This window comes from Cellulomonas flavigena DSM 20109, from assembly GCF_000092865.1.
GTDB classification, from domain to species: Bacteria; Actinomycetota; Actinomycetes; order Actinomycetales; family Cellulomonadaceae; genus Cellulomonas; species Cellulomonas flavigena.
This window is the reverse complement of the sequence record NC_014151.1, coordinates 1,497,975-1,517,719: the sequence shown is the minus strand read 5'-3', so window position 1 is coordinate 1,517,719 and position 19,745 is coordinate 1,497,975. Positions and strand designations below refer to the sequence as shown.

Below are 19,745 nucleotides of genomic sequence, written 5' to 3'. Positions count from 1 at the left end.
CGCGACCGACCACGGGACGAGGAGCAGACGTGCGACGCACCCACCACCTGCCGGGAGCGGTCGTCGGCACGACGCTCGCGCTCGGCGCCCTCCTGACCCTCACCGGGTGCGGCACGGGCGACGTCGACCCGACGAGCCCGACCACCACGCCCGGCAGCGCGCCGAGCAGCGTGGGGAGCAGCAGTCCGACCGACGGCCCCGAGGAGGGCGACGTGAGCACCAGGCTGGCCGACGCGGTGCGCCCGCAGGACCCCGGGCTCGCGGACCTCGTGACCGCCGACGGGACGACGGTGACGCCGCTGGACACCCCGTGGCTCACCGGGTGGCAGGTCCTCGACGTGCTCGCACGTGGCGGCTCCCACGGGTCGCGCGCGTACGTCGCGCTCTCGGACGACGACGAGGCCGTCGTCCTCGCGGGCGCGCCCGAGGCCTTCGCCGACGTGCTCGCACGCGCGGACGTCCGCATCGAGGACGAGGCGACCGCGGTCGCCGTCGTCGACACCTACCTGGACGCGACGCGCTCGTTCCGGCAGTGGTCGCAGCGGATCGCGTCGTTCGACGAGGTGCGCCTGCGGCCCCGGCTCGACGCCGACGCGCAGGCGGCCGCGGACGCGGCGCGCACGACGCTCGCGGGGCAGCTGGCCCCGACCAGCGCCGCGCCCGCGGGCGACGGGTTCGACGTCGTCGCGTGGGTGCAGGACGGCGGGACGGTCGCGCGGCACACGGTCCACCTGGGCGCCGACGGCACGCTGACGGACGAGGTCGAGGACGTCGTCACGGACCTCCCGGTCGCGATCTCCCGCTGACGGGACCGCTCGTGTCACCCGGACGGGCCCTGCGGCCCACCGCCGGGCCGCCGCGGGACGGCAGGATGCGGCCGTGAGCTCCCCCCGACGTCCCGGCGCCCGTCCCGTGCGCAGCCCGGCCGGCGCACGTGACGCCGGTCAGGGCACGCTCGAGTACCTCGGCGTCGTCGTCCTCGCCGTCCTGCTCGTCGCTGCCCTGGTGCTCGCCGTCGACCCCGGCGCACGGGCCCTGGCCGCGCGCGCCGTGTGCCAGGTCGCGACGCTGGGCCAGGGCGACTGCCAGGGCGATCCCGCGCCGGACGGCGACGACGACGGGTTCTGGTGCTTCCTGCCGTGGGCCTGCAACGACGACGAGCAGGACGGCGGCGAGGAGCGGGAGGAGGAGCAGCAGACCGACGACGACGACGGCGACGACGGGTTCTGGTGCTTCCTGCCGTGGGCCTGCAACGAGGACGACGAGGAACCCGAGCAGACGCCACCTCCGACGCCGACCGCGACCCCGCAGCCGACGGACCCGGCCAACGGGCTGCCGGTCGTCGACGGCGTCACCATCCCCGACGGCCTGGCGCCCGACGACCAGGTCGTCCTGGACCTGCTGACGACGCAGCAGGGCCGCGAGGCGCTGCAGTGGCTCGCGGACCAGGGCATCAAGATCCTCGACAGCTTCAACGGCACCTACTGGACCGAGAGCTACCAGGAGATCTCCATCGACACCGGTCTCACCTCCACGCAGCAGCCCCGGTCGGTCATCCACGAGGCACGTCACGCGCGTGAGGACGCGGAGGGCACCAGCCCGGACCGCACGGCGACGACCCGCGACGAGTACGTGCAGCGCATGATCGACGAGGAGACGCGGGCGGTCGTCGACGAGATCACGCTCTCCCGGGCGCTGCAGGACGCCGGGACCCCCACGTCGACCGAGCAGGCGGACATCAACTACTGGAAGGCGTACGACGCCGCGGTGGCGGCGGGGCAGGATGAGCAGGCGGCGCAGGCCGCAGGTTCCGCCGCCGTGCGCGAGATGTTCACGAGCGGCTGGTTCCGCACGTCGACGACCAAGCAGCCGTACGTCGAGTACTACGGCGAGCAGTGGGACAAGGGGCAGGGATGAGCCAGGGGCAGACCACACGGACCGCACGCGTCGCCACGGTCGTCGTCGTGCTGGCGGCACTCCTGGGAGCCTGCGACGCGGCCCCGGCCCCGACACCCTCGAGCACCGGCACCCGCGTCGCCGGGGAGGAGAGCGACGTGCGCACCCGGCTTGCCGACGCCCTGGCCACGGACCGGCCGGACCTCGCGAGGCTCCTCACCGACGACTCGGTGACGCTGACGCCGGTCCCGACACCCTGGCTGCCCGGCCGGCAGATCCTCGACGTCCTCGCGGACACCGGCTCGCACCCCGTGCGCTTCTACGTCGCGCTGAGCGACGAGGGCGACGCCGTGGTGCTGACGCGCGACGCGGACGCGTTCGTCGGGCTGCTCGCGGACGCGGACGTCCGCGTCCCCGACGAGCAGACCGCGGTGGACGTCGTGGACACGTACCTGGACGCGACGCGCTCGTTCCAGGTGTGGTCGCAGCGGGTGGGCTCGCTCGACGAGGTCGAGCTGCTGCCGACGCTCGACGCGGAGCAGCAGGCGGCGTGGGACGCCGTGGTCGCGGACCTCGGCGCGGACGTGGCACCGACGCGCGCTGCGAGCCGCGGCGACGGGTTCGACGTCGTGGCGTGGGTCGCCGACGGTGACACGCTGGTGCGGCACGACGTGCGGGTCACCGAGGACGGCGGGCTCTCCGACCGGACGACGGTCCTCGCGACCGGTCTGCCGGTCCCCGTCTCCCCCTGAGCCCGCAGACGTGCGTGGGGCCCGCGACGTAGCCTGGGGCACCGTGACGACCGAGCCGCACGACGCGACCCGTACCAGCACCGCCCTCGCCTACCCGGTCGCCCCGCGCGCCGATCTCGTCGAGGACCTCCACGGTCACCGCGTCACCGACGCGTACCGCACGTTGGAGGACGCCGACGACGACCGCACGCAGCGTTGGTCGCGCGCGCAGGACGACCTGTACACGGCGTACCGCGCCGGCCTCGCGCAGCGCGCGCAGGGCACCCCGTTCGCCGGGGACGCGCTGCAGGCCCGCCTGCGCACGCTGCTGGGGGCCGGGTTCGTCGGGGCCCCGGCCTGGCGCGGCGACCGGCGGTTCTTCTCGCGCCGCGCGGGCGGGCAGGAGCACGCGGTGGTCGTCGTGGCGGAGCCCGGGGAGCACGGCACGACCGAGCGCGTACTGATCGACCCGCTCGTGCTCGACCCGGCGGGTACGACGACGCTCGACGCGTGGCAGCCGTCGAAGGAGGGCACCCGGCTCGCCTACCAGGTCTCGCACGGCGGCACGGAGGAGAGCGTCCTGCACGTCCTCGACGTCGCGACGGGCGAGCTCGTCGACGGGCCGGTGGACCGTGCGCGCTACTCCCCCGTGGCGTGGCTGCCGGGCGGCGACGCGTTCTACTACGTGCGCCGCCTCGCACCGGACCTGCTGCCCGCCGACGAGCGCCAGTACCACCGCCGTGTGTGGCTGCACCGCGTCGGCACACCGGCCGACCAGGACGTCGAGGTCTTCGGCGCCGGGCAGCCGATGACGACCTACTACGGCGTGCAGGTCAGCCGCGACGGGCGCTGGCTCGTCGTCTCGGCCGCCGCCGGGACGGCGCCGCGCACGGACGTGTGGATCGCGGACCTCACGGCGCCCGGCGGGCTCGAGGCGCCGGCGTTCGTCGAGGTCGCGGTGGGGCTCGACGCCGAGGTGGGCGTGTGGGTCGGCCGCGACGGGCGACTGTACGTCCACACCGACCTCGACGCGCCGCGGGGACGGCTCGCGGTGACCGACCCGACGACGCCCGGCGTCGCGCACTGGCGCACGCTGCTGCCGCAGGACGACGAGGCGGTGCTCGAGGACGTCGCGTTCGTCGACGCCGGCGACGCGACCTCCCCGACGGCACTGCTCGCCGGGTGGCGCCGCCACTCCGTCAGCGAGGTCACGGTGCACCACCCCCGCACGGGCGCCCGCACGGGCGAGGTCCCGCTGCCCGGCCTGGGCTCGGTCTCCGGGCTGGTGACGCGGCCCGAGGGCGGCCCGGACGTGTGGTTCTCCTACACGGACCACGTGACCGTGCCGCACGTGCACCGCTACGACGCGAGGACGGGTGAGGTGACGCTCTGGGCGTCGCCTCCCGGCGCGCTCCCGGACCTGCCGGCGGTGCGCACGCAGCAGGTCGAGGTGACCAGCCCCGACGGGACCACCGTGCGCGCCTTCGTGCTCGCGCGCTCCGACCTCGTGGACGCCGACGGCCGTCCCCTCGCGCCCGCCCCGACCGTCCTGTACGGCTACGGCGGCTTCCAGGTCAGCCTCGACCCGGCGTTCTCCGCGACGACCCTCGCGTGGGTCGAGGCGGGGGGCGTGTACGTCGTGGCGAACCTGCGCGGCGGCGGCGAGGAGGGCGAGGAGTGGCATCGCGCGGGCATGCGTGGGGCCAAGCAGAACGTCTTCGACGACTTCTTCGCGGTCGCCGAGCACCTCGTGGCGGCCGGTTGGACGACCCCCGACCGGCTGGCGTGCTGGGGCGGGTCGAACGGCGGGCTGCTCGTGGGTGCCGCCGTGACGCAGCGCCCGGACCTGTGGGCCGCGGCCGTGTGCTCGGCGCCGCTGCTCGACATGGTGCGCTACCAGCGCTTCGGCCTGGGCGTGACGTGGACCGAGGAGTACGGGGACGCGGACGACCCGGAACAGCTGGGTTGGCTGCTGGGCTACTCGCCCTACCACCGCGTCGTCGCCGGGACCGCGTACCCGGCCGTGCTGTTCACGGTCTTCGAGGGCGACTCGCGCGTCGACCCGCTGCACGCGCGAAAGCTCGCCGCCGCGCTGCAGGAGGCGAGCTCGTCCGACCCCGCCGAGCGGCCGGTGCTGCTGCGCCGCGAGCTCGGTGTGGGGCACGGTGCGCGTGCGCTGTCACGGACCGTGGGGTTGTCGGTCGAGCAGCTGCAGTTCGTCGCCGACCGCACCGGCCTGCTCGCGGCGGTGACGCCGTGAGCGCGGTGATGCCGGCCGTGCTCGTGGCGGCGACGCAGGACGGGACCAAGGCCGACGACCAGGAGTACGGCGAGTGGCTCGGGGAATGGGGCGCATGGTTCCTCGGCGTCCCGCTGCGGATCGTGCTCATCATCGTCATCAGCACGATCGCGCTGCTCGTGCTGCGGCACGTGATCTCCGGGGTGGCGCGCCGCGTCGCCGAGGGTGAGCCGACGGGCGGCGTGCTGGGCCGGACCGAGGTCGGCTCGGTGCTGCTGCGGGCCAACCCGCTGGCCAGCGCGCGGCGGGCGCAGCGCGCCCGGACCATCGGGTCGGTGCTGCGGTCGACCGCGTCGATCGTCGTGGGCTCGCTCGCGGCCGTGCTCGTGCTCGACGCGCTCGGCGTGAACCTCGCGCCGTTCATCGCGTCCGCGGGCATCGTCGGCGTCGCGGTCGGCTTCGGCGCGCAGAGCCTGGTCAAGGACTTCCTGTCCGGGCTGTTCATGCTCCTCGAGGACCAGTACGGCGTCGGTGACGTCGTGGACGTGGGCGTCGCGACGGGCACGGTCGAGGCCGTCGGGCTGCGCGTCACGCGACTTCGCGACAAGGACGGGACGCTCTGGTACGTGCCGAACGGGTCGATGCTCCGCGTCGGCAACAGCACGCAGGGCTTCAGCACGGCCGTGGTCGAGGTCGACGTCGACTACTTCGTCGACCTCGACGAGGCGCGGGCGCTGCTCACGGAGGCAGCGCGATCGGTCGCCGCCGACCCCGTCGTCGGCGCGTACCTGCAGGGCGAGCCGACGGTGACCGGTGCGGAGAAGCTCGCCGCCGACGCGGTCGGACTGCGGCTGTCCGTCCGCACGGCGCCGGCGATGCAGTGGGAGGTGGCGCGGCACCTGCGGGTCGCCGTGCGGCGCGTGCTGGAGGAGGCCGACGTGCCGCTCGCGGGGCAGCGGGACGCGCTCGCTGCGCACCGCGAGCGTGCCGTGGCGCCCGGGGCCGCGACGCCGGAGGCCGCGACGCCCGAGGCCGCGGACGGCGACGTCCCGCCGCGCGACCCGCACGACACTCCCGTCCACGACGCCGTCGAGCCACGGCGCCCGCCGGCCGGTCCGACGACCGGCTGACGCGTCAGCCCGCGGTCCACTCCAGCAGGACCTGCCCGGCGGTGACGTGGTCCCCCTCGGCGGCGATCTGCTCGAGGCTGCCCGGGGCGCCCTGGAGCGCGACGACGGGGCACACGGTCGGCAGCCCGGCGGCGGCGACGTCGACCGGGGACCATGTGAGCACGCGCTCCCCAGCGTGCACGCGCTGGCCGCGCTCGACGTGCACGTCGAACCCCAGGCCCGCGAGCGTCACGGTGTCGATGCCGACGTGCACGAGCACGGCGCGGCCGTCGATGGTCTCGACCGCGAACGCGTGCGGGTGCAGCGCACCGATGGTCCCGGCGCACGGCGCGACCACGTCCTGCCGGCCGGTGCGGTCGGGCTCGATCGCGACACCGGGCCCGACCATCGCCTGCGCGAAGACCGGGTCGGGCACGTCCGTCAGCGGCAGCACGGTGCCGGGGACCGGGCTCAGGAGCCGCGTCGCGGACACGCGCGTCTCAGCGCAGCGTGTCGAGCTCGGCCGCGAGGTTGTCCGCCTCGGGCCCCACGATGACCTGCACGATGCGGCCCGAGCGCACGACGCCGAACGCGCCGCTCGCCTTCAGCGCGGCCTCGTCGACGAGCTGCGCGTCACCGACCTCGACACGCAGGCGCGTGATGCACGGCTCGAGGTCGACGACGTTCGTCTCCCCACCCAGTGCGGCCAGGATCTGCTCTGCCTTGCTCAATCGCTCTCCCCGGGTGTCGTCGTGACGCCTCAGGCTACCTCCCGGACGCCACGCACCGCCCGGCCGTCCGTGGGCCGTGCACACCGCACCGCCCAGGCGTGTCGACGCTGGCCCGCGGTGCGCGGGCGCGACAGACTGCGGGAGCGGGTGAGGGCACCGGGGCGCACGGCTCCGGGCCGTCCGCGGCGGACCGGGGAGGTCGGGTGGGCAGCACGAGCGTCGTCGGGATCGGTGTGAGCCCGGGGCGAGCGGTGGGCCCAGCGGTCCACCTGCCCGACGCGGTCGCCGAGCCCCCCGCCGGGCGGCGTCTGGCCCCGGGCTCGGACACGCAGGCCGCGGCGGAGCGCATCGCGCGGTCCGCCGCCGCCGTCCGCGACGAGCTCGACGCCGCGGCGCAGGCCGCGGAGGGCGACAGCGCGGCGCTGCTGTACGCGACCGCCGCGATGGCGTCCGACCCCTCGCTCGTCGCGGACGCCCAGCAGCGCGTGCGCGAGGAGCACCTGGTCCCCGAGCGGGCCGTGTGGGAGGCCGCGGATGCGGTGTCCTCGCAGCTCGAGGCCCTCGGCGGGTACATGGCCGAGCGGGTGCGTGACGTGGTCGACGTGCGCGACCGCCTCGTGGCGCACCTCACCGGCCAGCCGGCCCCCGGCGTCCCCGTGCGGCCGTACCCGTACGTGCTCGTCGCGCTCGACCTCGCACCCGCCCTGACGGCGACCCTGGACCCGCAGCGCGTGGCCGCGATCGTCACCGCCGCGGGTGGCCCCACCTCCCACACGGCGATCCTCGCGCGCTCGCGCGGCATCCCCGCCGTGGTCGCGGCGGCGGGCGTCCTGGACGTGCCGGAGGGCACGCTGCTGCTGGTCGACGGCGCCGCGGGCACCGCGCGGACCGACCCGTCGCCGGAGTCGGTCGCTCGGGTGCGGGCGCTCGCGGCGGCCGTGCGGACGTTCGACGGCGACGGCCGCACGGCGGACGGTCACCGCGTGGAGCTGCTCGCGAACGTCGGCGACCCCGCCGAGGCGCAGGCCGCCGCGGACTCGGGCGCCCAGGGCGTCGGGCTGTTCCGCACCGAGTTCGCGTTCCTCGACCGCGCGCAGGCACCGGACGTCGACGAGCAGACCGCCGCGTACGGGCGCGTGCTGGCCGCGTTCACGGGCCGCAAGGTCGTCGTGCGCACGCTCGACGCGGGCGCCGACAAGCCCCTGCCGTTCCTGCACGCGGCCGCCGAGGCCAACCCCGCGCTGGGTGTCCGGGGTCTGCGCGTCGCGCAGGAGCGCCCCGGCGTCCTCGAGGACCAGCTGACGGCCATCGCCCGGGCCGCCGCCGCGCACCCGGGCACGACCACCTGGGTCATGGCCCCGATGGTCGCGACCGTCGACGAGACCGAGCAGTTCGTCGCGGCGTGCGCGCGCCACGGCCTGACCACCGCCGGGATCATGGTCGAGGTGCCCAGCGCGGCGCTGCTCGCCGGCCCGCTGCTCGCGCACGCGCACTTCGCGAGCATCGGGACGAACGACCTCACGCAGTACACGATGGCCGCGGACCGCCTGCTCGGGGCCGTCGCGGCGCTCTCCGACGCCTGGCAGCCCGCGGTGCTGCGGCTCGTCGAGGCCACCGCGCTGGGCGGCGCGGCGCAGGGCCGGCCCGTCGGCGTCTGCGGCGAGGCTGCCGCCGACCCGGCGCTCGCCGTCGTCCTGGTCGGCCTGGGCGTCACGTCGCTGTCGATGACGCCCCGCGCGCTGCCCGACGTCGCGGCCGTGCTCGCCGCGACGGACCTCACGACGTGCCGCGTCCTGGCGCGCCGCGCCGCCGACGCCGCGAGCGCGGCCGACGCCCGTGCGGCGGTCCGCGCCGGCCTCCCGGTCCTCGACGACCTCGGCCTCTGACCCGTCGCCTCCGACCTCTCCCCCGTTCCCCCTGGCGCGGGAGCAGGCCGGTCACCCCCGCGAGGTCGACCGCGGCACCGGCGTGGTGCGTCGCACACGGCCGGACCGCCGGGGCTCGCGGCCGCACGTGTGAGGATGGCGGCGTGAGAAGCGACTCGTTCTACGCCGCCGTCGGCGGGCACGAGACGTTCGTGCGGCTCGTCGACGAGTTCTACCGGGGGGTCGCGGCGGACCCGGTGCTCAAGCCGATGTACCCCGAGGAGGACCTCGGGCCCGCCGCCGAGCGGCTCACGCTCTTCCTCGAGCAGTACTGGGGTGGCCCGACCACGTACTCCGACACCCGCGGCCACCCGCGCCTGCGGATGCGGCACGCGCCCTACAAGGTGAACCCCGACGCACGTGACCGCTGGCTGCTGCACATGCGCACGGCCGTGGACTCGCTCGACCTCGCCCCGCTGCACCGTGCGGAGCTCTGGGACTACCTGGAGCGCGCCGCGCACTCCATGATCAACACGTTCGAGGACTGACATGACGTCGACCGACGCGAGCCGCGACCCCGTCGTGGCCGTGCTGCGCGCCCTGGACCTCACGGCGGACCCGCAGGAGCCCGACACCTTCGAGGGCGTGAGCCTGCCGCAGCCGCAGGGCCGTGTGTTCGGCGGGCAGGTGCTCGCGCAGTCGCTCCTCGCGGCGGGGCGTACCGTGCCGGACGGGCGGCTCCCGCACTCGATGCACGGCTACTTCCTGCGGCCCGGCGACGACGCCGCCCCCATCGGGTTCGCGGTCGAGCGGCTGCGCGACGGCCGGTCGTTCTCCGCGCGGCGCACGCACGCGCTGCAGACCGGTGCGCCGATCCTGTCGATGATCGCGTCGTTCCAGGAGCAGCAGCCGGGCATCGAGTACGCCGAGCGGATGCCCGACGTGCCGCAGCCCGAGGAGATCGACTCGGCGCTCGAGGTGCTCGGCGGGGTCGACCACCCAATGGCGCGGTTCTGGGCGCAGGAGTCGGCGTTCGACCTGCGGCACGTCGACGGCCCGATCTACCTGCGCCCGGCGACGGACTCGCCCCTCGGACGCCAGTGCGTCTGGGCCCGCGCCCGCGGTCCCGTGCCCGACGACCAGCTGCTGCACCGTGCGCTGCTCGCCTACGCGTGCGACCAGATCATGCTCGAGCCGGTGCTGCGCCGGGCCGGGCTGCCGTGGGCGACGCCGGGGCTGTCGATGGCCAGTCTCGACCACGCGATGTGGTGGCACCGGGACGTGCGCGTCGACGACTGGCTGCTGTTCACGCAGTCGACGCCGAGCGCGCAGGGCGGCCGCGGCCTGGGTGCGGCGCGCGTCTTCGACCGCTCGGGGTCGCTCGTCGCGACCATCGCGCAGGAGGGCATGGTGCGCGTCCCCGCCTGACGGACGCCCGCGGTCGACGTGCGCTCGACGGGCGCGACGCGCCCTGCCGGGTCACACTCTCGGGCATGGTCCGGCTCCGACGTGTGCGCATCGACCAGCCCGGCTGGACGCGGCGCCGGGCCGGTCGCGGCTTCGTGTACCTCGACCACGAGCGGCAGCGCATCGCCGACGCCGAGCACCTCGAGCGCATCACCGGCCTGGCTATCCCGCCCGCGTGGCGCGAGGTGTGGATCTGCCCCTGGCCCAACGGCCACATCCAGGCAGCGGGCCTCGACGACGCGCGGCGGCGGCAGTACCTGTACCACCTGCAGTGGCAGGCACGGCGGGCACGGCTCAAGCACGAGCACGTGCTCGAGGTCGCACGGCGCCTGCCGGCGGCGCGTCGGCGCGTGCGCGCGGACCTCGCGCTCGAGGGCATGCCGCGGGACAAGGCGCTGGCGCTGGCGTTCCGGCTGCTCGACCGCGCGTACCTGCGGGTCGGCACCGAGGGCTACACACGCCGGCACGGGTCGTTCGGGCTCGCGACGCTGCGTCGCGAGCACGTCCACGTGCTGCCCGACGAGGACGGCCGGCCCGGTGCGGTGCACCTGCGCTTCCCCGCCAAGTCGGGCCAGGTGCGCGACACGGTCGTCGACGACGAGGTCGTGGCCGAGCTCGTCCGCACGCTCGTGCGGCGCCGCGACGACAACCCCGAGCTGCTCGCGTGGCGCGACGACGCCGGCTGGCACGACGTCACGAGCGCGGACGTCGGCCGGTACGTGCGTGACCGCCTCGGCGAGGCCACGCCCAAGGACTTCCGCACGTGGCACGCGACGGTGCTGGCGGCGCGCGGCCTGGCCGAGGCCGGACCCCCTCCGCGCAGCGAGCGAGGGCGGCGCCGGGTCCTCGCGGCGGTGGTCAAGGACGTCGCCGAGGAGCTCGGTAACACACCGACGGTCGCGCGCGCGTCGTACGTCGACCCGCGCGTCATCGAGCTGTGGGAGCGGGGCGAGACGATCGCCCCGACGCGCTCGCAGCAGGTCGCCGAGCGTCGCACGCTCGAGCTGCTCACGTCCTGACGGCCGCACCGGGTGCGGCGCCCGCTGCCCGGCCGCAGACTGCCCGGATGAGCGACGAACGCACCGACCCGGTCACCGCGCCCGAGCCGGACCTCGCGCCCCAGCCGGTGGCCCGCACGCTTCCCGGTCTCGTGCCCGGCACCGGTCCCGACGGGCGCCCGCGCCCCGACGCCCCGCTCGCGGCCGTCACCGGCGTCACCGGGTACGTGGGTGGGCGGCTCGTGCCCGAGCTGCTCGCCGCCGGGTACCGCGTGCGGGCCGTCGCGCGCCACCCCGAGCGGCTGCGGGGGCGCCCGTGGTACGACGACGTCGAGGTCGCCGCCGCGGACGCGGCCGAGCCCGAGCAGATCCGCGCCGCGCTCGCCGGCGCGGACGTCGCGTACTACCTCATCCACTCCCTGGGCACGGGTCCCACGTTCGAGGAGCGGGACCGGCGCACGGCCCGGGTGTTCGGCCAGGCCGCGCGCGAGGCCGGCGTCGGTCGTGTCGTGTACCTCGGTGGTCTGCACCCCGAGGGCGAGGAGCTCTCGCCGCACCTCGCGTCACGCACCGAGGTCGGGGACATCCTCCTCGCGTCGGGTGTGCCGACGACGGTGCTGCGGGCCGCCGTCATCCTCGGCTCCGGCTCCGCGTCGTTCGAGATGATGCGCTACCTCACCGAGCGACTGCCCGCCATGACCGTGCCGCGGTGGGTCGCCAACCGCATCCAGCCCATCGCGATCCGGGACGTGCTGCGCTACCTCGTCGGCTCCGCCGCGATGCCGCCCGACGTGTCGCGGGCGTTCGACGTCGGCGGACCGGACGTGCTCACGTACCGCGACATGATGCAGCGGTACGCGCGCATCGCCGGGCTCCCGCGGCGGCTGATCGTCGCGGTGCCGGTGCTCTCGCCGCGTCTGTCGAGCCTGTGGGTCTCGCTCGTGACGCCCGTGCCGGGCGGGCTCGCACGCCCCCTCGTCGAGTCGCTCGTGCACGAGGTGGTGTGCGACGAGCACGACATCGCCGCGCACGTCCCGGACCCGCCCGACGGCCTCGTCGGGTTCGACCGTGCGGTACGGCTCGCGCTGGCTCGCGTCCAGGGCGCGAGCGTCAGCACCCGCTGGTCGTCCGCAGCGCCGCCCGGCGCTCCCAGCGACCCGCTGCCGTCCGACCCCGACTGGGCGGGCGGCTCCCTGTACGTCGACGAGCGGCGCGTCCAGGTCGACGCGTCGCCCGCGGCCCTGTGGCGCGTCGTCGAGGCCGTCGGCGGTGAGCGTGGCTGGTACTCGTGGACGCTGGCGTGGCGTGTCCGGGGCCTGCTCGACCGCGTCGTGGGCGGCCCGGGCCTGCGGCGTGGACGCCGCGACCCCGCGCGGCTGCGGCTCGACGACGCCGTGGACTTCTGGCGCGTCGAGGACCTCCAACCCGGCCGGCTGCTGCGGCTGCGCGCCGAGATGCGGCTGCCCGGGCTGGCGTGGCTCGAGCTGCGCGTCGAGCCGGCCGACGGCACGGCCGGGCCGGACGACGCGGGCACGTGGGACCCCGACGCGTGGCGACGAGCGCCCGTGGTGTTCGCACAGCGTGCGCTCTTCCACCCTCACGGGCTCGTCGGCCAGCTCTACTGGTGGGCCGTGTACCCGTTCCACGGTGTGGTGTTCGGCGGCATGCAGCGCAACGTGGCACGTGCCGCGGAGCGGGCCGAGCGTGCACGGTCCGACCGCGGGCGTCCCGGCGCCCGCGTCACGCCCGGCGGCGGATGACGACCGGCTCCTCCAGGTAGGGCATCCACACCGCGCGCTCCTCCGGCGTGAGCCGCCGCGGGGCGCCGGTCGCGGAGTCGACCAGCACGATCGTCGTCGTCGCGACCGCGAACGCCACCGAGCCGGCCACCTCCGACGGCGCGTCGCGCACCTCGTAGCACACGTCGAGGCTCGCTCCCCCGAGGTGCCCGAGCCACAGCTCGATGACCACGGGTGCGCGCCGGTACGGCAGCGGCCGGACGTACTGGATCTCCTGACGTGCCACGAGCGTGGACGTGAGGGCCCCCGGCCCCGCGTCGAGCACCGCGGTCGGCCGACCGCCGTCGGGCACCGCACCGTCGGGGCCCTCGGGATGGCGCCAGAACACCTCGATGCGCGCCTCCTCCAGCAGACGCAGCATCTCGACGTTGTTGACGTGCGCGTACGCGTCCATGTCGGACCAGCGCAGCTGCACCGGCACCACGATCCTGGCCATGCGTCCTCCTCGCCCGGCGCCGGCGCGGCGCCCGGGTCATCCTCGCCCGGCGCCGGCGCGGCGCCCGGGTCATCCTCGCGCGGCGCGGACGCGGTGCGGAAATCGACGACCCGGACGGGCTCAGCGACCGGCAGCCCGTGCGGCCTGCGCCCGGCAGACGGCCAGGGCGTCGGTCTCGGCGGCCAGCGGCGCGAGGACCAGCCGCTGCGCGACCTCGGCCACGGACGCACGCAGCCGCCGGCGCGCCGCTCCCGCCCGCGCCCGCGCACCGAGCCGCCCGGCGATCGCGCCCGCCAGCGCGACGAGCCACCCGGCGGCGACTCCGCCGACCAGCAGGACCGTGGGTGCGGGGGCCGGTCCCCACACGGGCGTCACCGGGTCCGGGAGCTGGAGGTAGGCGAGCCCGGCCAGCCCGGCCAGCCACAGCGCGCCCGCCACCGCCGCGGCGAGCAGCAGCCACTGCAGCGCGCCGAGCGCGCGCCACCACCACACCGCGCGCTCGGGCAGCAGCGGCGTGCGGGCGACGGCGTGGTCCAGGGCGTCCGGCAGCGCGGCGGTGTCGAGGCGCCGGCGTGCGGCGAGCACCCAGCCGTCGGGAGCGCCGGCGAGGACGGCGTCGGCGTGGTCACGCACGGCCGTCGCGGCGCTCGCGCGCTGGGCCGCACCGGCCGGCGGCAACGAGGTGCGGCTGACGTCCGCCTCGGCTGCGGGACGGGGCGCCAGGTGCAGGCGGCGCAGCGGGTCGGGACGCAGCCGCGCGAGCCACCGGACCGGGGGCCACCCCGTGTGGGCGGCGGCGCGTCGCACGGCGGAGCATCGGACCGCGGCGACGACGGTCGGCACACCCGCCGCGTCCTCGAGCGCGTCGAGCAGCGTGTCCGTCGCGGCGCCGCGCCGGCGCGCCGGCACCGGACCGCACGCGTCGGCGAGGTCGCGCGCCGCGGCACGCAGGTCGGCACCCAGCCGCTGGTTGCGTGCCTCGCGCCGCTCGACGGCGCGGGCGACCAGCGACCGCAGCTCGTCCACCCCGGCGCCCGTGCGGGCGGACGCCGCCAGCACGCGGGCGCGCGCCAGACCGTCCTGGGCAGCGAGCCGCCGCAGGTCGGCCACGACCGCGTCCGCGTCCGCCGGGCCGAGCCGGTCCGCCTGGTTGAGCACGAGGACCACGACGTCGTCGTGCCCGGCCAAGGGGCGCAGGTAGCGCTCGTGCAGGGCCCCGTCGGCGTACTTCTGGGGGTCGACCACCCAGACGAGCAGGTCGGCGCGCGCGACCAGCCGCTCGGCGCGCACCCGGTGCTCGACGACCACGGAGTCGTGGTCCGGCAGGTCGAGCAGCACCAGACCGTCGCTCATGCGCGACGTCGGGCCCGGCGCGCCGCCCGCCGCCGGCACGGGACCGGCCGGCACCGTGTGCCGCCGGCCCACCTCGAGCCAGTCGAGCAGCCGCGCCGGCCCGTCGGCGTCCGGGTCGTCGCCCACGACGACCGCCAGCGGGTGCGACGTCGTCGGTCGCTGCACCCCTGTCGCCGCCAGGTCGGCGCCCGCGAGCGCGTTGAACAGCGACGACTTGCCGGATCCCGTCGCGCCCGCGAGCGCGACCACCGTGTGCTCGGCCGACAGACCGGCGCGTTCCCGGACCCGCTCGGCGACCTCCCGGGCGTCGGTGAGCAGCGGGCCGGGCAGGCGACCGTCGCCGGCGTCGAGCGCGACGTCGAGCGCGGCGAGGCGCTCCTCGAGGCGCAGGCTCATGCGTCGTCCCGCCCGCGACCGAGCAGGCGGCGCCAGAAGCCGGCGCGCGGTGCGTCGCCACCGCGCGCGTCCGGGTCGCCGGCCACAGGTCCGCCGTCGGGTGCCGCGTCCGCGCCGCGCAGCGTGCGGCCTGCGACGAGTGCCGGTCGGCCACCGGACGCGGGTGCCGGTCGTGCCGAGCGTTCCGTCCGCGCCGCCCGGTCGACGTCGTCCGCCGCCGCCCGCAGGTCGTCGCCCGTGCCGGACACGCCCGACGCGTCGAGCTGGGCGGTGTACCGCTCCGCCTCGCGCGCGAGCACCGCCTCCACCCGCGCGTCCAGCCGCTCGCGCGCGTGCGCGGTCAGCCGCCGGACGGCGTCGTCGCCGAAGACGGCCTCGAGGAGCTTCTGCGCGACGACGGCGGTCCCGCCGGCGATCCCGACCTCGACCCCCGTCAGTCCGCCCGTCGACGCGAACGCGAGCACCATGAGACTCAGGCCGGCCGCGTTGACGCCGAACGACAGGTACCGGGCCGTGCCGCGCCGGGCGGCACCCTGCTCGCGCACCAGGTCCAGCACGTCGGCCTGCCAGCCGCGCACCTGCGCGTCGACCTCGGCGCGCAGCGTGCCGGACGCGCGCGCCAGGTCCAGGCCGCGCAGCAGCGCGGCCCCGGCCGGGTCGGCGCGCCAGGCGCCGTGCGTGCGCTCGGCGGCGGTGTCGGCCGCGTCGAGCACGACGGCGCCGAGCCCGGACGCGATCGCGTGCTCCACGCGCGGCGCCTGCGCCGGGGCCCCGCGGAAGAACGACGTCACCGCGTCGCGGACGCGCCCGACGCCCTGCTCGACGGAGCGCAGCAGCTCGCCCGTGCCGACGAACTCCTGCCAGCGGGCGAGCACCTCACCGCGGAGCATCGCACCGTCCGACGTCGCCGTCCGCACGCTCGCGGCCGCGTCGGTGTACGCCGTGGCGACGTGCCGCCGCAGCCGCGCGTCCGTGGCGACCTGCGCGTCGACCGCGTCCGCGAGCTCACGCGCCCGGCGCGCCAGGTCCTGCACGACCCCGTCACGCGTCGCGAGCGCGACCGCCTCCCGGGCGCCGGCGTCCGCGCCGAGGTCGGTGAGCCAGCGCGCGACCTCCCGGACCGCGGTCTCGGGGAGCAGCCCGTCGGTGAGCGTCGACTCGCGCACGACGAACAGCCGCGCCTCGGGCAGCCCGTTCTCGTCCATCATCCGGCGCAGGTCGTCCGCGACCTCCTCGGTGCCCGGGTCGACGCGGTCGACGACGAGCGCGACCTGCGCGTGCCGCTGCGCCGCGCGCAGCAGCAGGTCCCACGGCACGGCGTCGGCGTACCGGGCCGCCGTGGTGACGAACAGCCACAGGTCGGCGGCGTCGAGCAACTGCGCGGCCAGCCGCCGGTTGCCGACGTCGACCGAGTCGACGTCGGGCGCGTCGAGCAGGGCCAGACCCCGCGGCAGCGCGTCGGACGCGACGAGCCGCAGCGCACGTGCGGGGTCGGCCGGCTCGGTGGTGGGCGTGGGCCCGCCGGGCGGCACGTCCGGGACCGTGGACGTGCGCCCGGGCGGGGTGCCCGTCAGACGGGCGAGGCCGGGCAGCACGCGGTCGGTGGAGTACCAGCGCTCGTCCAGCGGGTGGTGCACGAGAACCGGCGCCCGGGTCGTGGGGCGCAGCACGCCCGGGACGGAGACCTCGGCCCCGAGCAGGGAGTTCACGAGCGTGGACTTGCCCGCTCCGGTCGACCCGCCGACGACAACCAGCAGGGGCGCCGACCGTGCGCGCAACCGCGGCAGCAGGTACCCGTCGAGCTGCGCGAGGGCGGCGTCGCGGCCCTCCCGTGCGGTCTCGGCGCCGGGCGCCTCCAGCGGGAGCTCGAGCGCCGCGAGTCGCACGTGCAGCCGCTCGAGCGCCCCGAGCAGACCGGCCGCTGCAGCCCCGTCGTCAGCGTCCGCCACGCCGCCGACCGCGTCGCGCGGCGCCGCGGCGCTGACCTCGGGCTCCGTCATGCCGCCAGTCTGCCCGACCGTCCCCCACCTCACCCCCCGGGGGCGTCGCGGGGGTGCCCGGCCGGGGCCGGCCACGCAGGCGAGCCGACTCTCGTTCCGGTGCGCGAGGGCCCGGACGAGGTGTCTCGTCCGGGCCCTCGCGGTGGTGCCGGGTGCGTCAGTCGCGGCGGAGCTTGCGGTAGGTGACGCGGTGCGGGCGGGCGGCATCGGCGCCCAGGCGCTGCACCTTGTTCTCCTCGTAGGAGGCGAAGTTGCCCTCGAACCAGTACCAGGCCGCCGGGTTCTCCTCGGTGCCCTCGTAGGCGAGGATGTGCGTCGCGACACGGTCGAGGAACCACCGGTCGTGGGAGACGACGACGGCGCAGCCGGGGAACTCCAGGAGCGCGTTCTCGAGCGAGCCGAGGGTCTCGACGTCGAGGTCGTTGGTGGGCTCGTCGAGGAGCAGCAGGTTGCCCCCCTGCTTGAGCGTCAGCGCGAGGTTCAGACGGTTGCGCTCACCTCCGGACAGCACGCCCGCGGGCTTCTGCTGGTCCGGGCCCTTGAAGCCGAACGCCGCGACGTACGCGCGCGACGGCATCTCGACGTTGCCGACCTTGATGAAGTCGAGCCCGTCGGACACGACCTCCCACAGCGTCTTCTTGGGGTCGATGCCGCCACGGGACTGGTCGACGTACGAGATCGAGACCGTCTCGCCGACCTTGAGGTCGCCCGCGTCGAGCGGCTCCAGGCCCACGATCGTCTTGAACAGGGTCGTCTTGCCGACGCCGTTCGGGCCGATGACGCCGACGATGCCGTTGCGCGGCAGCGTGAAGCTCAGGTCGTCGATGAGCACGCGGTCACCGAAGCCCTTGCGCAGGTTCGCGGCCTCGATCACCACGTTGCCCAGGCGCGGACCCGGCGGGATCTGGATCTCCTCGAAGTCGAGCTTGCGCGTGCGCTCGGCCTCGGCGGCCATCTCCTCGTAGCGGGCCAGACGGGCCTTGGACTTGGTCTGACGGCCCTTGGCGTTCTGCCGCACCCACTCCAGCTCCTCCTTGAGGCGCTTGGCGAGCTTGGCGTCCTTCTTCCCCTGGACGTTGAGACGCTCCTGCTTCTTCTCCAGGTACGTCGAGTAGTTCCCCTCGTACGGGTAGAGGCGGCCGCGGTCGACCTCGCAGATCCACTCGGCGACGTGGTCGAGGAAGTACCGGTCGTGCGTGACCGCGAGGATCGCGCCGGGGTACTGCTGCAGGTGCTGCTCGAGCCAGAGGACGGACTCGGCGTCGAGGTGGTTGGTGGGCTCGTCGAGCAGCAGCAGGTCGGGCTTCTCGAGGAGCAGCTTGCACAGCGCCACGCGGCGGCGCTCACCACCGGAGAGCACGGACACGTCCGCGTCCGGCGGCGGGCAGCGCAGCGCGTCCATCGCCTGCTCGAGCTGGGCGTCGAGGTCCCACGCGTCGGCCGCGTCGATGGCCTCCTGCAGCTGGCCCATCTCGGCCAGGAGCGCGTCGAAGTCCGCGTCGGGGTCCGCCATGAGCGCGGAGATCTCGTTGTAGCGGTCGAGCTTGCCCTTGATCTCGGCGACGCCCTCCTCGACGTTGCCGAGGACCGTCTTCTCCTCGTTGAGCGGCGGCTCCTGCTGCAGGATGCCGACGGTGTAGCCGGGCGAGAGCCGCGCCTCGCCGTTCGACGGCTGGTCGAGCCCCGCCATGATCTTGAGGATCGTCGACTTGCCGGCGCCGTTGGGGCCGACGACGCCGATCTTGGCGCCGGGCAGGAAGTTCAGGGAGACGTCGTCGAGGATGACCTTGTCGCCGTGCGCCTTGCGCGCCTTGTACATGGTGTAGATGAACTCAGCCACTGCGTGCTCGTCCGCTCCTCGTAGGTGTCTGGTGGTGCCGCGGGACCGGGCTCGCGCGCCCCCGGGGCGCACGAGCGGTGCGTTGGCGAGGGTCGCGCGGCACCGCCCGGTCGTCGGGCGCCGGGTACCGGTCCACCAGCCTAGGCGATCACCCGCGTCCGGCGGTCGTCGGCCCGGCCACCGCGAGCTCGGCGAGCTCCTCCTCCACGACGTCCGACTCGTCGACCGGCGGCTCCTCGCCCGGCGGGAGATCCTGGGCGGACGCCCACGGGTCGTCGGTGAACGCAGCGTCACGGGTCGGCGCCTCCGGCTGGTCCTCGCGCGCGCGCCGCGGCCCGCTGAGGGCCCGGCGGAACTGCGTGCGCCCGAAGCTCAGGTCGTGCCCCACCGACAGCGCCTCGAGCACCAGCTCGGAACGCGGCGAGCCGTCCTGCGCGACCCACTCGGACTGCCCGAGCCGCCCGACGACCACGACGGGATCCCCCTTGGCGAGGGAGTCCGCGAGGTTCACGGCCGTGGCGCGCCACGCCTTGACGGTGAACCACAGCGTCGGCCCGTCGCGGAAGGCGCCCGTGCTGCGGTCGAGCACGCGGCGCGTCGACGCGAGCCGGAACTGGGTGTACGGCACCCCGCCGATGCCGTCGAGGTGATAGGTCCGCAGGTCGGACCCGACCCATCCGACGACCGTCACGTCCTGCGTGTGCGTTCCCATGGTGGTCCCCTGTCTGCCGTGGCCCCGCGGTCGCGGGGCGTCGAGCAGCCATCGTGGGTCGCGCGGGCCGCGCCGCGGCCGCGTCGCGGCAGATCGGTGGACGAGGACCTCGCACGGCGGGGCTGTGGTCGGCTCGAGGCCCCGGTGCGTCCCCCGGGGACGAGCGGCGCAGG

The 19,745-nt window shown here is 75.9% G+C and carries 17 protein-coding genes; 10 read left to right on the top strand and 7 right to left on the bottom strand.

What is annotated here, in order from left to right; translation table 11 throughout:
* The first annotated feature begins 29 nt into the window (after positions 1-29).
* From CFLA_RS06890 to CFLA_RS06870, 5 genes are all read left to right on the top strand, one after another.
* The gene (locus CFLA_RS06890) at positions 30-806 is read left to right on the top strand and encodes a hypothetical protein (protein ID WP_013116599.1); all 777 of its coding nucleotides are present in this window, start codon (positions 30-32) and stop codon (positions 804-806) included.
* 73 nt (positions 807-879) lie between these two features.
* The gene (locus tag CFLA_RS19730) at positions 880-1,917 is read left to right on the top strand and encodes a DUF6782 family putative metallopeptidase (protein WP_013116598.1); all 1,038 of its coding nucleotides are present in this window, start codon (positions 880-882) and stop codon (positions 1,915-1,917) included.
* Positions 1,914-2,648, top strand: coding sequence for a hypothetical protein (locus tag CFLA_RS06880; RefSeq protein WP_013116597.1), 735 nt, complete (start codon positions 1,914-1,916; stop codon positions 2,646-2,648). Before CFLA_RS19730 ends, CFLA_RS06880 begins: the two co-directional genes overlap by 4 nt.
* Before the next feature lie 43 nt (positions 2,649-2,691).
* A complete protein-coding gene (locus CFLA_RS06875) occupies positions 2,692-4,887 on the top strand; it encodes a prolyl oligopeptidase family serine peptidase (protein WP_043598871.1) in 2,196 nt (731 codons plus the stop codon).
* Positions 4,884-5,996 carry a mechanosensitive ion channel family protein gene (locus CFLA_RS06870; protein WP_245530315.1) on the top strand — a complete coding sequence of 371 codons (1,113 nt, stop codon included), beginning with the start codon at positions 4,884-4,886 and terminating at the stop codon, positions 5,994-5,996. Before CFLA_RS06875 ends, CFLA_RS06870 begins: the two co-directional genes overlap by 4 nt.
* A gap of 4 nt (positions 5,997-6,000) precedes the next feature.
* Here CFLA_RS06870 and CFLA_RS06865 read toward each other — a convergent pair whose 3' ends face one another.
* The gene (locus tag CFLA_RS06865; RefSeq protein ID WP_013116594.1) at positions 6,001-6,468 is read right to left on the bottom strand and encodes a PTS sugar transporter subunit IIA; all 468 of its coding nucleotides are present in this window, start codon (positions 6,466-6,468) and stop codon (positions 6,001-6,003) included.
* A gap of 7 nt (positions 6,469-6,475) precedes the next feature.
* Positions 6,476-6,706 (bottom strand): PTS sugar transporter subunit IIB, encoded by a 231-nt coding sequence (locus tag CFLA_RS06860; protein WP_013116593.1) that lies wholly within the window; start codon positions 6,704-6,706, stop codon positions 6,476-6,478.
* A gap of 203 nt (positions 6,707-6,909) precedes the next feature.
* Between CFLA_RS06860 and ptsP the strand changes: the two genes are divergently transcribed.
* From ptsP to CFLA_RS06835, 5 genes are all read left to right on the top strand, one after another.
* Positions 6,910-8,592 carry a phosphoenolpyruvate--protein phosphotransferase gene (gene ptsP, locus CFLA_RS06855; RefSeq protein ID WP_013116592.1) on the top strand — a complete coding sequence of 561 codons (1,683 nt, stop codon included), beginning with the start codon at positions 6,910-6,912 and terminating at the stop codon, positions 8,590-8,592.
* Positions 8,593-8,735: 143 nt separating this feature from the next.
* Complete coding sequence (locus CFLA_RS06850) at positions 8,736-9,119, top strand: globin (protein WP_013116591.1); 384 nt, start codon at positions 8,736-8,738, stop codon at positions 9,117-9,119.
* 1 nt (position 9,120) lies between these two features.
* On the top strand, positions 9,121-9,999 hold the full coding sequence (locus CFLA_RS06845) for an acyl-CoA thioesterase (protein WP_013116590.1): 879 nt from the start codon (positions 9,121-9,123) through the stop codon (positions 9,997-9,999).
* A gap of 65 nt (positions 10,000-10,064) precedes the next feature.
* The gene (locus CFLA_RS06840; RefSeq protein ID WP_013116589.1) at positions 10,065-11,057 is read left to right on the top strand and encodes a DNA topoisomerase IB; all 993 of its coding nucleotides are present in this window, start codon (positions 10,065-10,067) and stop codon (positions 11,055-11,057) included.
* A gap of 47 nt (positions 11,058-11,104) precedes the next feature.
* Positions 11,105-12,796 (top strand): SDR family oxidoreductase, encoded by a 1,692-nt coding sequence (locus CFLA_RS06835; RefSeq protein ID WP_013116588.1) that lies wholly within the window; start codon positions 11,105-11,107, stop codon positions 12,794-12,796.
* On the opposite strand, the gene CFLA_RS06830 is transcribed toward CFLA_RS06835, so the two are convergent.
* The 5 genes from CFLA_RS06830 to CFLA_RS18960 form a co-directional block, all read right to left on the bottom strand.
* A complete protein-coding gene (locus CFLA_RS06830; protein ID WP_013116587.1) occupies positions 12,777-13,271 on the bottom strand; it encodes an acyl-CoA thioesterase in 495 nt (164 codons plus the stop codon). The genes CFLA_RS06835 and CFLA_RS06830 overlap by 20 nt on opposite strands.
* Before the next feature lie 120 nt (positions 13,272-13,391).
* Positions 13,392-15,020: a GTPase gene (locus CFLA_RS06825; RefSeq protein ID WP_013116586.1), complete on the bottom strand. Its 1,629-nt coding sequence runs from the start codon at positions 15,018-15,020 to the stop codon at positions 13,392-13,394.
* A complete protein-coding gene (locus tag CFLA_RS06820; RefSeq protein WP_013116585.1) occupies positions 15,017-17,020 on the bottom strand; it encodes a dynamin family protein in 2,004 nt (667 codons plus the stop codon). The genes CFLA_RS06825 and CFLA_RS06820 overlap by 4 nt, the downstream gene beginning before the upstream one ends.
* Positions 17,021-17,177: 157 nt before the next feature.
* The gene (ettA, locus tag CFLA_RS06815; RefSeq protein ID WP_013116584.1) at positions 17,178-18,860 is read right to left on the bottom strand and encodes an energy-dependent translational throttle protein EttA; all 1,683 of its coding nucleotides are present in this window, start codon (positions 18,858-18,860) and stop codon (positions 17,178-17,180) included.
* 148 nt (positions 18,861-19,008) lie between these two features.
* Positions 19,009-19,572, bottom strand: coding sequence for a single-stranded DNA-binding protein (locus CFLA_RS18960; protein WP_013116583.1), 564 nt, complete (start codon positions 19,570-19,572; stop codon positions 19,009-19,011).
* Positions 19,573-19,745: the final 173 nt, after the last annotated feature.